Source organism: Microcoleus sp. Z1_B2 (genome assembly GCF_036700325.1).
Lineage (GTDB): Bacteria > Cyanobacteriota > Cyanobacteriia > Cyanobacteriales > Microcoleaceae > Microcoleus.
This window is the reverse complement of record NZ_JAUBOQ010000067.1, coordinates 16,226-28,576: the sequence shown is the minus strand read 5'-3', so window position 1 is coordinate 28,576 and position 12,351 is coordinate 16,226. Positions and strand designations below refer to the sequence as shown.

The window sequence follows — 12,351 nt, the reverse complement described above, 5'->3', positions numbered from 1 at the left end:
ATTAAATCTGGCGCGTGCTCGTCAGCAAATAGCCTAACCCCACTGGTTTACTCTTTTGACAATTAATCCACCCTGCCCTTAAGAAGGGGGGGACAAGATGTGCATTTAAATTGTGGGTGGAGGGGCGATATTTTTAGGGAATAGTTTCAGGATTAGTTTATCTCACATCATGTTTACTTGACAACTAGGGGTCTGGCCCTTTTGGAATAAGTCAAAAAAGGCAATGCTTGGGATTACAAGTGGGCGATCTCCCCTCCCTTCATGTCCCCCCCTTCTTAAGGGGGGCTAGGGGGGATCAGGCCTCAAAAATCACCCTCCATCAAACCCAACAACTCCTGACAAACCCCCTCAAAACTCTGCAACACCTCAACATTCGTAAACCTGACAACCTTCAATCCATACCCTGTAAAATCCCGGTTCTTTCTGCATCATATAGTTTCCCTTGTTCCGTAAAATGACTCTCCCCATCAATCTCAATTACTAACAGTAAAGCCGCACAATAAAAGTCTACGATAAAATTGTCTATGGGGCGCTGTCTCAAAACTCGAAAAGGGAATTTCTGAGAAAATTTTGCCACAGTTTTTTTTATGAGGGAGTTGGATTTTTCCGCATTTCCTTGGCGATGGGGATGAGTTTTGGGTTGTATGGTAGGTGGAAGTTGGAGTCGTTTAGTTTTGGCATAATCCCGGTACTATCCCCCCTAACCCCCCTTAAGAAGGGGGGGACAAGATGTTAATAGAAATTATAGGTGATGGGGCGATATTTAGGGAATAGTTTCAGAATTAGTTTATCTCAAACCATGTCTACTTGACAACTAGGGCGATCTTTTGGGGATAGGGAAAGGTCGATCGCTCTTTTGTTATGAGTCAAAAAGTGCGATCGATCTTGCTGTTTTCGTCAATATTTAAATTATAGGTTTTGGGGCGAGATTTAAGAAATAATTTCAGACATTGACTGAAAAATTAGCAGCCTCAGCATCGTTAATTGCCTGCCTCAACCGCACCAAACGCCTTTGTCTGCTGTCATTTTCCAACTGCATTGTAATGTCTTCTAATTCCAGAGTCGCTGCTTCCATTGCTAAACGACTGCGGCGCAAATTAGCCAATAATCTCTTGGCTGTTTCAGGATTGGGAATACGCGGTTGGCTAGTCATGGCAAATTCCACTCCGTTTTCACTTCTTGAATACTCCGTTCCATTGCCGGAATTTCGATTTGGATGCGTTCAATAGATTGGTTTACTAAGTTTAGCATATCAACCGAAATTGTGGGTTGAGACTCAGCTATGCGTAACTGAAAATTAGACAGCCGATTAAACCAGGGTGTAGCACGTTCAGCCACACTTTTCAGTTCATCCAGAAATGGTATCGTATCACTCGTTTCTCCAAAAAGTTCAAATAGAGTCAATTCTGCTGCTGTTGCTGCGTCAACAATATCTAGCAACTGGCGTTTCAAATTCCAGATAATTTCCGCAAGTTCGTTGAGGAATTTTGCCATACTTGCACGCTCCTCATAACTCGTCAATCATTGTAATTATAAACGATCGTGCAGTCCGCGTGCGAAGCTATCCCATAGGAAATCGCTTTTTGGGGATATGGAAAGGGATCTCGGTCTTGTGGATGGACAGGGGCGATCGCTCTTTGGGGCTGTGAGTGCGATCGCGCTTCAACTCATTCTATTCTTCTACATTCTCAAATTCATCCATTTGCAATGTATACTGCAATGCTACCTGTAATCTTGATACATAATCGGCTAAAAGAGTGCCCAATTTTTTGATTAATCGCTCTCTATCTACCGCTACTATTTGATAGCAAAGCACGACCGAATCTTGTGTTAAACCACCTTCACCAGTCGGTAAAATAATTGTCCCTGGTATTTGAGCATCGTCGCAGATTACTTGTTACCGGAATTACGACTACTGTTGTAGTAAAGCGGTCTAATGTATCTCGCTGTACAATAATGACTGGTCTAATTCCTGCTTGTTCTGACCCTCTAGAAGGATTCAAATCTGCCAAATAAATATCTCCTAGCATCAGATTTTATCCTGTTGCTGAAGTCGAGGCAGATAATCACTTAAGGCGACTTCTGCAAAAGCTAAATCCTCGGCGGCAAACTCAGCTTTTAGTATCGCAGCTTCTTCATCAGAAATGTCATCCCATTCTCGAAATAATTGTTTTTTATTAGCAGATTTTTGAAGTAGATATTTTTGAGTAGCTTGCTGTTTGTCAGCCAGATATTTCCAGATTACGCGCTCGAGTTCCTGTAACTCTAAAACTTCCAGCATTTCAAGCTGATTAACAATTTGTTTGAGGATTGCCTGTGACATAGGTTTTCACTTTTTGCGCTTGCCTAGTTTGTCTATTATACAACTATTCGCGTCCAGTGGGTTAGCGATCGCTCTTTTGTCATGGAAAGCTCGATCGCTTTTCTCGATCGAGGAATCTCGCTTTTTGCTTCGAGGAGGGGCGATCGTTTTTCTAAGGAATGGAGCAAATTTATGGTAGAGAAACGGGTCAAAGCCTGTGTCCCTAGAGCGTCAAAATATGATAAACTTAGTAAAAGCACTCGCCTTCAAGATATCCAAGCCATGAAGCTTATTTCTTTATCAGCACATTTTGATGGGCAATCTATTCAGCTAGATGAACCCTATAAGCTTGAACCAAACATAAAACTCATTATCACAGTCCTCCCGGAACAATTACCAGAACGCGAAGCCGGGTTGTGGTTGTCAAGGCATCAACTAAACAAAGCCTACAATCAGAACGACGATTACCCGCTCAATGCAATTAAAACACCAAATCCTGACTATGCAGGAAGCTGATGTTGTTCTCACCCCAATTCCTCAAGCTGACGGGAAAATTAAGAATCGTCCAGTCATCCTTCTGAGGGAACTACCTCCTTATGGAGATTTTTTAGTTTGTGGTGTTAGCACCCAACTACATCAACAGGTTCCAGATTTTGTCGATATTATTTCCCCTTCAGACCCAGACTTTGCTCCCAGTGGTTTACGGTCTCAATCGTTAATTCGGTTAGGTTTCCTTGCTGTATTGCCTCGCAATCAAATTATCGGTTCTATTGGAGCTATTTCATCGCAAGCGACATCAACGCTTACTAAAAACTCTGAGTGATTATCTTGTGAATTAGGGAGAAGGTCGATCGCTCTTTTTGGCATAAAAAGGTCGATCGCCCTTTACTCCTTTTTCTCAATCGAGGGCTGCATCAGCAACTAGCGCAACGACTGAATTATGCTGCCTAATATTTTATCTGATGACCTCGATCGCATCGAGCAAGCCATTCAACTCTCCTCACTCAAAGTCTCCCTTCTTAAGGGGATGCGAGGGGGATCGAGACTGTTGCTCCTACCCGCACCAAAATACAATTTAGATGCGGGATAGCTTACTTAAAAAAAATGGGAATCTAATCAGCCAAATCTGCGAAAACCTCGCGCACGGCCGGATGCACCAATCGGTGATTCTGCACGTTCAATCCCTTCGCCAAACTCGGATTCATTTCCAAAGCTTTAATCCCGTTATTTGCCAACTGCAAAACATAAGGCAAAGTGCTGTTATTCAAAGCTTGAGTCGCAGTCCAAGGCACGGCACCGGGCATATTCGGCACGCCGTAATGCACAACTCCTTCCTCAACATAAGTAGGATTTGTGTGAGAAGTTACCCGCAAAGTTTCCACGCAGCCGCCTTGGTCAACGGCTACGTCAACAATCACAGAACCGGGGTGCATCTTCGCAACAAATTCGCGAGAAACTAGCACCGGAGCTTTTTTCCCCGGAACCAAAACCGCACCGATTAACAAATCAGTATCGGGAACAACTGCTTCAATTTGCAAAGGACTGCTGTAGAGGTATTCTACTCTGGAACCGAACAGAGTTTCCAAGTAGGCTAGGCGATCGACATTTACGTCTAATATCTGTACTCTGGCGCCCATTCCTACAGCAATTCTGGCTGCTTCTGTGCCGACAATGCCGCCGCCCAAAATCACAACTTTACCCGGTCTTACCCCCGGTACGCCACCCAAAAGTATGCCCCTGCCGCCTTGCTGTCGTTCCAGAAATCGAGCACCGAACTGCACGGCCAAACGCCCTGCAATAATGCTCATCGGCGTCAGCAGCGGCAACTTTCTGTCCGGGAGTTCGACGGTTTCGTAGGCGATGGCCTGGACTCCGCTGCTAATTAAATGCTGGGTTAATGTGCGATCGGCCGCCAAGTGCAAATATGTAAACAGCAACTGCTCTTTTTGTATCAGCGGATACTCAGCAGGCAGCGGTTCTTTAACTTTAACAATTAGTTCGCGCTTCCAGACATCGGAAGCCTTTAAGACAATCTTAGCCCCTGCTTGAACGTAGTCCTCGTCTGCGAAACCGGCCCCAGCACCAGCATTTGTTTCCACAAAAACTGTGTGGCCTTTGTCCGAACAAGCCCGGACACTTGTGGGGCTGAGCCCGACTCGAAACTCTAAATCCTTGATTTCCTTGGGGACGCCTATTTCCATCTATAACCTCTAATCTCAGGCATACATAGATCGAATCTAACTTAAAAACCATTCCCAGCGGGCCAATACTCTTGTAGATTTTAGATTTGGCAATCCGGCTGGGGTAGGATAATTTGTGTTGGATTTTCCGCCAGATCGATCGCAATTTCCTCAATTTAGACTTGAATTACATAATTTTTTGATTGATAGATCGACCGCAGATGTAGGGCTGATTAACACAGAGTAACGCAGATAATTTCAAGAAGAGTCAATATATTTGATCTGTCACTTATAATTTAACAGGCATAACTCGCCCCCCTATCTAAACAAATGCCACGCACACCTACCTTAACATTCGATCGCGGAACTCTCTTGCTGCACCCGCCGCCCAAAGGCAGAGACTGGGTGGACTTTGCGACATGGGACGATCGCGTTGAAAAATACCGCATTCGGGCAATTCACTACCGCCCGCTGGTAGAATGCCTCCAAGCCGACTGCATTCACTTCACCGACGAAGCCAGGGCATACGAACTACTCGAACTCGTACCCAGCGTGGAAATGCAGCCTTACCCACATCAAGAACAAGCCCTCGTAGCTTGGCAGGAAGCAGGAAGCCAAGGAGTAGTCGTCCTCCCCACTGCTTCCGGCAAAACTTATCTGGCACAATTAGCCATGCAAGTCACTGGTCGCAGTACATTAATTGTAGTACCAACTCTCGATTTAATGCACCAGTGGTATGCTAATTTAAAAGCAGCTTTTCCCGACATCGAAATCGGATTGTTGGGCGGAGGTTCGCGGGACAAAACGCCAATTTTAGTCGCAACTTACGACAGTGCAAGTATTCATGCAGAAACCTTGGGCAATAAATACGGTTTGCTGGTTTTTGACGAATGCCACCATTTGCCAACAGACTTTTATCGAGTAATTTCCGAATATGCGATCGCGCCTTTTCGACTCGGACTGACAGCCACACCCGATCGCACCGACGGCCGCCACAGCGATTTGCATTTCCTGATCGGCCCGACAGTATTTAGCAAAAGACCCGAAGATTTGGCAGGCGATGCTTTAGCCGACCATAAAATAGTTCAAATCATGGTAAAACTGTCAAAAGAAGAGGGATCTCGCTACGCCGAATTAATCAACATTCGCAACGACTTCTTAAAACAGTCTAACATCAAAATATCCAGCCTCGAAGGTTGGAAACAGTTTATCATGGCAAGCGCGCGATCGCCCCTGGGAAGGCGCGCCATGCTAGCCCACCGCCAAGCCAAAGAAATCGCCCTTTGTACCGAAGGCAAACTGCGAATTTTAGCCAACATACTAGCAGAACACTCTCCCCAGCGCACCCTAATTTTCACCGGAGACAACGCCACAGTTTACCGAATTTCCCAAGAATTTCTCATCCCCACAATTACCCACCAAACCCCAGTCAAAGAACGCCACGAAATCCTCGATCGCTTTCGCAGCGGCGAATACAAAACCCTCGTCGCCTCCCACGTTCTCAACGAAGGAGTGGACGTTCCCGACGCCCGAATTGCTATCATATTGTCAGGCACCGGCAGCGAACGCGAATACATTCAGCGATTGGGTCGAGTTCTCCGCAAAAGCAGCGATGTAAATAAGTTAGCAATTCTCTACGAAGTCGTCACCGAAGACACCAGCGAAGAAAGAACTTCTCAACGCCGCCGAGGAGGAATGCAGCCTCATAAACCGAAACCACAAACACAAGTAGAACCGCCCAAGCCAGAATATCAGAAATTAGAAATTGTCAAACCGACACCCATTTACGGAGTCAACCGGGAGGCGACTAAAAAAGCAGCAGAATCACCAGCAAAATGGGGAGAAGACAATGATGAAATTCCCTGGTAGCAAGCTTAAATAACTTAGTTGTGGGATGGGAAGTCTTAGCGAAAGGATGGTTATATAATTAAAGCACTCCTAGGTCTATTTAAAATCTCAAATCTCAAATATCAAATATCAAATATCAAATCTCAAATCGATTTAAGGAGTTAACGGGGATGTGACTAAAAAAGCAGCCGAATCACCCGCAAAATGGGGAAAATACAATGATGATTCCCCGGAAAATTGAAAATTGCCCAATTAGTGTATAATCTCACTATTAACTAAGTCACCTTACATAAAAATGAGCGAAACTGCACAACTAACTAACTTTAAAATTTTCCCCAAACATACAGGAGTTTGGGAGGGAGACTGGACAATACTCGATGCCGACTGCAAAGAAACCAGGCGTTTTACAGCAGTTGTTACCCAGAAAATAGTTGATAACGAGTGGAGGCAAACTAACCTTCAAACTTATGCCAATGGTCAGAGTGAAACCCAAAAGTTTGTGGGTTATGTTGTCGGCGAAGGACAAGTGCAAATTGAAGGTCTGGACTCAGTTTTTTCCAACTACAATACACTAGCGACAGAAGTTGGAGATGATTTGATAATTTTTCAAGTATGGGACAAAGCAACTGGCTTTATGAGGGCTGTTGAAACCATCCATCTTGTCAGTTCCGATCGGCGAATTCGGACTACCCAAAGCTTGACAGAAGAGGGAAAACTTAGGGGAGTTATGGTGATTGTTGAACAAAGAATTGAGTAAAAGTTTTTACTGCGTATGTTACCAACTGATTTATTAAGTCACCGCCAAAACGGAGAATCAATCATCCCTCTCCGCCTCAAGATAGATGCTAAAAACTTAGAAGCTGCAACGGAAATGATCGACTGCTTCCAAGAGTCGATCGGCAAAACCCAAGGCGAACTCGACGGACGCTTGCTAGAATTAGAAGGCGACAGCCCCGATTATCGGCTGAAACGGGGATTAGCGCACCTGCTGAAAGGCGGTTTCTGCACCTTGGAAGTCATCAGTCCCCTAGAACCCTCAGAGTTGAGACAGCGGGTTTTTGCCTTGTCCGCGCGATCGACTCCCAGCCCTCAATCCACCCAATTAACCCTGGAAAAAGTAGCAAGTGAACTCAGCCAAGAGTTAAACAGAGAAGTTTTTCCTCACGAAATCACTACAGGTTTATACGCCGATTTAAACGAAAACAAAATCCTCACTGAGTTTAATGCACCAACACCCGAAAACTTGCTTCACAAATACAATCTTTCTCAAGTTCAAGGCATATTTTACCGAGCAAGTCAAGTCCAATTAACCGCCCACCGCAACGATCCAGGAGAATACAAACTCTTATTTCGCTATCTGAAACTATTTCAATTAATGACTTACATCGAAGGCGATGCCGACCACGGTTTTACACTGACAATAGACGGCCCTACAAGCTTATTCAAACCCAGCACCCGCTACGGCTTAGCCCTGGCGAAAATGCTGCCCGCACTGCTGCACGTCACCAAATGGAGTATGCACTCCACACTGCACACAAAAGATCCTTTTAGTGGCGTTTTGAAAACAGGTAAATTTACCCTAAATTCCGACTGCGGTTTAGTCAGCCACTATCCCCCTGGCAAGCCTTATGATAGTATGTTAGAAGCAGCATTTGCTGAAAGATGGAATTCCACAAAAACCGAGTGGCAACTAGAGCGAGAAGTAGATTTAATTCCGATTCCAGGTAGTGTGATGATTCCCGACTTTCGGTTAGTGCATCCCGACGGGCGAGTATTTTTATTAGAAATAGTTGGCTATTGGCGGCCGGAGTATTTGCAAAAGAAATTTGCACAAGTACAGAAGTCTGAATGCGATAACTTAATTTTAGCTATTTCCGAACGGCTGAATTTAGAAAAAGCCGGAGTGAATGTAAATGAAGTGCCAGCAAAAGTAGTCTGGTTTAAAGATAAATTGTTGCCCAAATCAGTCCTGGAAGTCCTCGAAGAGTAACCAATCCGCGCATCAGTTGCAAACATCTTTCTTTCTTTCTCTCTCTCTGCGCCCTCTGCGCCCTCTGCGGTTCAAAAAAATCCTCCTCAAAAAACCTCCCACATTCCCAGCTATACTAAAATAGGAATTCACCCAAATCCTTGCCACCGCATACTCTCACCCTAAAACCGATAGAAAAATGGCAGACACAAGTATTGTCGAAAGAATCAAAAAGCTGTTAGCCCTCGCCACCTCATCAAATGAAAACGAATCCACTGCGGCAGCCGAAAAAGCTTCCCTGTTACTGGCACAGTACAATCTCAGTCTCGCCGATTTAGGGCCAAATCACCAAGAAGAGATTGACGAAGACTCAGTTGAAACAACATCCAAATTTGTCACTTGGAAAATGATGCTGCTTTCGGGAATTGCCGACGCTAACGGTTGCACTGCCATGCGAAACACTTATAATGGCAGTATGTTTTTGGTGGGAACTTCTACCAACCTGATTGTTTGCAAACATCTGTACGAGTATTTGAGCTCTGCGATTGAAAAAAGGGCTAAATACCGCAAAGGAAATGGCAGAGGGTTGGCGTATCTGAATGCTTTTCGGGTTGGATGCGCGACGAGGTTGAGACAAAGATTGTTGGAACAAAAACAGGAGATGGAAAACTCAGGGATTCCGGGTTCCGGGGATGCGGCGGCGACTCCAGCGATTGTAGTGCGATCGATGTTTGAGAAAAATCAACTGGCGATCGCGGATTATCTAGAGGGCCGAGGGGTTAAAATTAGAACGAGAACAGATTCTCAAGTCAGTAGCGCGGCGGGTTTTAATTCGGGGTATGAAGTGGGCGACAAAATTAGTTTGCACAAGCAAGTGCAGCCGCAAGGGGATCTGAAACAACTTAATGAATGTCTTTGAGTTTATGTATAGTTAGCATTAAAAGGGAATTTGTTCGTCAAGCTCAGGAAATTTTGCAGCCAGTTTATCCCAGGCTTCATTTGCCGCTTGTTTTACCCTATAATCACTATCTCGCAAAGCATCAATTAGGGAGTCTACTGCTCTTAAATCCCCTATTTCACCTAACGCCCAAACTGCCATCTGTCGAACTTCATCCTGGTTATCTTGCAAAGCTTCAATGAGAGAGTAAGTTGCTCGTTTATCTTTGATCTGACCCAGAGCCTTTGCTGCACTGACTTTAGTTGCGTAATCCCAATTATTATGACAATCGTCTTTGAGAGTGGCAATTAGAACAGGCACAGCTCTAGCATCACCTAAATCTCCCAAAATTCTGGCTACCTCTTCTTTGGGATCGTAATAGAGAAATGGATCGTTATTCTGCTGGTTCAATCGCTCTGCATTCTGATGATTGAGTAATTGCAACCCTTGGATTAGAGGCTCCACAGTTCTTGGATCTTTAAATTCGATTAGGTCGTTGGAGAAATATGTAAAAAACCGACCACACAAAGAGCCTTGCTGAATAGCTTGTAGAGCAAATTCTATAATCTGAGAATTATATTTACGCCAAATTTGATATTCTTTTTCAGGGTGGCGAGAAATATAATCCCCTATGAAGTAAGTTCCTGCTTCATAACATTCTGCGATGGTTAGCATCATACTGGTTAAACTTGTATACTTTTCAAGTAAAGTTAACTCTCCTTCTTCAAGTCGCTGAAAAATTATCGGACAAAAATTTAGTATGTTATTAATTAAAACGCACCCCTTATCTTCCCATAAAATGTGATAAAAAATATTTAAATACTTAAAACTTTCCCAATAAGGCTTAATTATATCTACATCGGCTATGTTATCTGTTTGGATAGTTTGATGTGTGAAGATATCCTGGCCAAGCTCTGCAACGATTTCTTGTAGAGGTCTAAAAGTCCAACTATGAAATATCCAAGCTGTTTCCTTCCACTCATCTCCTTCTACTGCACCATTTCTCCACTGATAGAGTTCATAGAGTTCAGGAGAAAATTGGATTGGTAAATCTCTTACTAAGTTATCTATCTCATCTTTTGATAAGCCAGGGTATAGATACTCAATCAACCAGGGCTCGTGTCGCTCTATCCAGCTTAAGATTCGCTTTAAGGCGTCGGTTAATTCTGAAGTCATAACTTTCTTTCAAATGGAACCCACCGCCGCTCCTTCAAAGTTTTCCCGTTGTCACGCACCCTACGACTGATATCTTGCACAGAGTACGATCGCCCTCAATCAATCAATCAACTCCGCCTCTTCAAAAATCTGTCTAATCGTCAACTCCAAACCAGGCAGCAACTCATCCAAAATTAGTGTATTATCCGTATAAACTTGACTAGAACCATCGGTCAAAAAACTTTTAATTAAAATAGCCTCTGGATCTATCACCCAAACTCGCGGAACGCCCGCCGCCAAATAATCTTTCGCCTTCTCTTCAAATTCCTTCATACTTTGATCGGGCGATATAATCTCAATCACCAGTTCAGGAATTGCGGGACAAGCTTCATTTCGCCGCCAACTTTTCGGCAGACGTTCATAAGAAATGTACATTAAATCGGGAACAGGTGCCCAATCTTTATCCTGACGTTTTAACAAAATTGCCCATTCTGGAAGCACTCGCCCGCGTCCTTTACACCATACACGAATCAGGCGACACAAAGTAAACTGTAAAGTCGAATGAAAATATTTTGGAGACACTTTGGGGACTGCTTCACCATCTACAAACTCACAATATATATCTCCGTCGGGCAAAGCTAGAAATTCTGCTAAAGTGAGTTTGGTTCCGATGCCTACCATGACTCCCAGCCCTCTCGCTAATTAACTCCTATCATGTCCGATCGCTCACCCATAATACATTGGCCGGGGCGGGTTTGTGAGATTGTCCGTTTTTGGCAAATATTATTGGTGAACCCGCCCCTACGGAATCAGGGTAATCGACCAGACATGATATCAAATATCAATTATACAAAATTTCCCAACATTCCTAGAAGTACGATCGCCCTTCTCCCTCTACGCCAAAAGTGGAACAGGCATCCCGCCTGTGAATTTCTGTGAATTTCTGCGCCTCAGAAATCAAAATCCCAATTCCCCAAAAACCATAGCGGGGCCGGCTATCCAGCCCGCCCCGCATTCTCCAAAAGCCCCAAAACCATTCACTTCAACCAAGCAGGATGAGCCATCAAAGCTGCAAACGGCTGCACTCCCCGCAACTGATTCGACAGCGGCAAATGACCCCTAGGCGCGCTCAAATCCCAAATAAACTCTTGCGGGTATCGCGTCCAATTATTCCCCTTCTTCCAGCCAATTAGCGGCCACAATTTATCCCAATTCTTGCCCGAACTCAGCCAAATTTCCCGCTGCACCGAAAAGCCGAATTTGCCTTCGGAATGAACTTTCCACAGCGTATTAATTGTTTGCAAATCCGTTACCGGCAAGCTCTCAACTTGCGTAAAATACAGCCACTTTCTCACAGAAGCTGTTTCACCAGCCAATTCACAAAGCTTGTCTAAAGTCAAGCGATCGGCTTCTTGAAATTCCTGTAACGCCAATAATTGTTGCAGCGGAGTGTAATCAATGTTAGAGTCCGATCGCAGCGGCACAACCCCAGTCGGAAAATTCGCTTGCAAAAACTCCGTCGCTCTCGGAGAATTAGCACTGTAAAGAATTTGGTAAGCCTTACCCATTACCGCAGTCGGTGCCTCTGACTTGCGCTCTAATAAAAATTCCATCAATACATCCCAACCGGAATCTGCTATTTGTTGTTGCAGCAGTTGCAGTTGAGCTTTTTCCGAACCCGACCTCAACTGAGAGCGGAGTTCGGCTGTATCGGCCGCCGAGTCTAGAGGAGAAGTAGAAATCGAGTCAGTCATGAGAAACTATCAGCTATCAGCTATCAGCTATCAGCTATTAGCTGAAGCCCTGGTTTTCCCCCATTGTACAATGGTACTGACTCCGATTCACTTCTCTGTACTCGGATGCCTGCGCGCCACACCGCCTGGTTTAGCCGATCGCCCGATCGCACACTTTTCGCCAATGTCAGCAATCGCAAATAAGTCTACCATCTGAAATTTACGAT

At 44.6% G+C, this 12,351-nt stretch carries 19 protein-coding genes; 8 read left to right on the top strand and 11 right to left on the bottom strand.

From position 1 onward, the window contains the following. Positions 1 to 391: 391 nt before the first annotated feature. The 7 genes from QT984_RS27300 to QT984_RS27275 form a co-directional block, all read right to left on the bottom strand. On the bottom strand, positions 392 to 577 hold the full coding sequence (locus tag QT984_RS27300; RefSeq protein ID WP_333058273.1) for a DUF559 domain-containing protein: 186 nt from the start codon (positions 575 to 577) through the stop codon (positions 392 to 394). Positions 578 to 943: 366 nt separating this feature from the next. After that, the gene (locus QT984_RS27295) at positions 944 to 1,153 is read right to left on the bottom strand and encodes a hypothetical protein (RefSeq protein WP_333058272.1); all 210 of its coding nucleotides are present in this window, start codon (positions 1,151 to 1,153) and stop codon (positions 944 to 946) included. Further along, a complete protein-coding gene (locus QT984_RS27290) occupies positions 1,150 to 1,494 on the bottom strand; it encodes a hypothetical protein (RefSeq protein ID WP_333058271.1) in 345 nt (114 codons plus the stop codon). The genes QT984_RS27295 and QT984_RS27290 overlap by 4 nt, the downstream gene beginning before the upstream one ends. Positions 1,495 to 1,672: 178 nt before the next feature. Continuing rightward, complete coding sequence (locus QT984_RS29890; RefSeq protein ID WP_445243128.1) at positions 1,673 to 1,816, bottom strand: hypothetical protein; 144 nt, start codon at positions 1,814 to 1,816, stop codon at positions 1,673 to 1,675. A gap of 25 nt (positions 1,817 to 1,841) precedes the next feature. Continuing rightward, positions 1,842 to 2,030: a type II toxin-antitoxin system PemK/MazF family toxin gene (locus tag QT984_RS27285; protein WP_333212237.1), complete on the bottom strand. Its 189-nt coding sequence runs from the start codon at positions 2,028 to 2,030 to the stop codon at positions 1,842 to 1,844. After that, positions 2,030 to 2,323: a hypothetical protein gene (locus tag QT984_RS27280; RefSeq protein WP_333058269.1), complete on the bottom strand. Its 294-nt coding sequence runs from the start codon at positions 2,321 to 2,323 to the stop codon at positions 2,030 to 2,032. The genes QT984_RS27285 and QT984_RS27280 overlap by 1 nt, the downstream gene beginning before the upstream one ends. A 35-nt stretch (positions 2,324 to 2,358) precedes the next feature. Further along, positions 2,359 to 2,490: a hypothetical protein gene (locus QT984_RS27275; RefSeq protein WP_333212233.1), complete on the bottom strand. Its 132-nt coding sequence runs from the start codon at positions 2,488 to 2,490 to the stop codon at positions 2,359 to 2,361. 4 nt (positions 2,491 to 2,494) lie between these two features. On the opposite strand from QT984_RS27275, the gene QT984_RS27270 reads away from it, so the two are divergent. The 3 genes from QT984_RS27270 (at position 2,495) to QT984_RS27260 (ending at position 3,392) form a co-directional block, all read left to right on the top strand. Then, positions 2,495 to 2,818, top strand: coding sequence for a hypothetical protein (locus QT984_RS27270; protein WP_333375347.1), 324 nt, complete (start codon positions 2,495 to 2,497; stop codon positions 2,816 to 2,818). Next, entirely contained in the window at positions 2,805 to 3,125 is a 321-nt protein-coding gene (locus QT984_RS27265; protein ID WP_333058267.1) for a hypothetical protein, read from the top strand. The genes QT984_RS27270 and QT984_RS27265 overlap by 14 nt, the downstream gene beginning before the upstream one ends. Positions 3,126 to 3,242: 117 nt before the next feature. Beyond that, complete coding sequence (locus QT984_RS27260; protein ID WP_333058266.1) at positions 3,243 to 3,392, top strand: hypothetical protein; 150 nt, start codon at positions 3,243 to 3,245, stop codon at positions 3,390 to 3,392. 22 nt (positions 3,393 to 3,414) lie between these two features. On the opposite strand, the gene ald is transcribed toward QT984_RS27260, so the two are convergent. After that, entirely contained in the window at positions 3,415 to 4,503 is a 1,089-nt protein-coding gene (ald, locus tag QT984_RS27255) for an alanine dehydrogenase (RefSeq protein ID WP_333058265.1), read from the bottom strand. 309 nt (positions 4,504 to 4,812) lie between these two features. Here ald and QT984_RS27250 point away from each other — a divergent pair, with 309 nt between their 5' ends. From QT984_RS27250 to QT984_RS27235, 4 genes are all read left to right on the top strand, one after another. Next, a complete protein-coding gene (locus QT984_RS27250) occupies positions 4,813 to 6,351 on the top strand; it encodes a DEAD/DEAH box helicase family protein (RefSeq protein ID WP_333058264.1) in 1,539 nt (512 codons plus the stop codon). 274 nt (positions 6,352 to 6,625) lie between these two features. Continuing rightward, entirely contained in the window at positions 6,626 to 7,087 is a 462-nt protein-coding gene (locus QT984_RS27245; RefSeq protein ID WP_333058263.1) for a DUF3598 family protein, read from the top strand. A gap of 15 nt (positions 7,088 to 7,102) precedes the next feature. Beyond that, on the top strand, positions 7,103 to 8,320 hold the full coding sequence (locus QT984_RS27240; RefSeq protein WP_333212226.1) for a DUF790 family protein: 1,218 nt from the start codon (positions 7,103 to 7,105) through the stop codon (positions 8,318 to 8,320). 178 nt (positions 8,321 to 8,498) lie between these two features. Then, the gene (locus QT984_RS27235) at positions 8,499 to 9,218 is read left to right on the top strand and encodes a DUF2786 domain-containing protein (protein WP_333058261.1); all 720 of its coding nucleotides are present in this window, start codon (positions 8,499 to 8,501) and stop codon (positions 9,216 to 9,218) included. A gap of 18 nt (positions 9,219 to 9,236) precedes the next feature. Here QT984_RS27235 and QT984_RS27230 read toward each other — a convergent pair whose 3' ends face one another. The 3 genes from QT984_RS27230 to QT984_RS27220 form a co-directional block, all read right to left on the bottom strand. Further along, entirely contained in the window at positions 9,237 to 10,412 is a 1,176-nt protein-coding gene (locus QT984_RS27230) for a HEAT repeat domain-containing protein (RefSeq protein WP_333058260.1), read from the bottom strand. Positions 10,413 to 10,511: 99 nt separating this feature from the next. Further along, positions 10,512 to 11,072 (bottom strand): Uma2 family endonuclease, encoded by a 561-nt coding sequence (locus tag QT984_RS27225; RefSeq protein WP_333212651.1) that lies wholly within the window; start codon positions 11,070 to 11,072, stop codon positions 10,512 to 10,514. A gap of 356 nt (positions 11,073 to 11,428) precedes the next feature. Next, positions 11,429 to 12,145, bottom strand: a complete 717-nt coding sequence (locus QT984_RS27220) for a GUN4 N-terminal ARM-like repeat domain-containing protein (RefSeq protein WP_333212649.1) — start codon at positions 12,143 to 12,145, stop codon at positions 11,429 to 11,431. Here QT984_RS27220 and QT984_RS27215 point away from each other — a divergent pair. Beyond that, complete coding sequence (locus tag QT984_RS27215; protein ID WP_333212647.1) at positions 12,144 to 12,341, top strand: hypothetical protein; 198 nt, start codon at positions 12,144 to 12,146, stop codon at positions 12,339 to 12,341. The two genes, QT984_RS27220 and QT984_RS27215, sit on opposite strands and share 2 nt — an antisense overlap. Positions 12,342 to 12,351 lie beyond the last annotated feature (10 nt).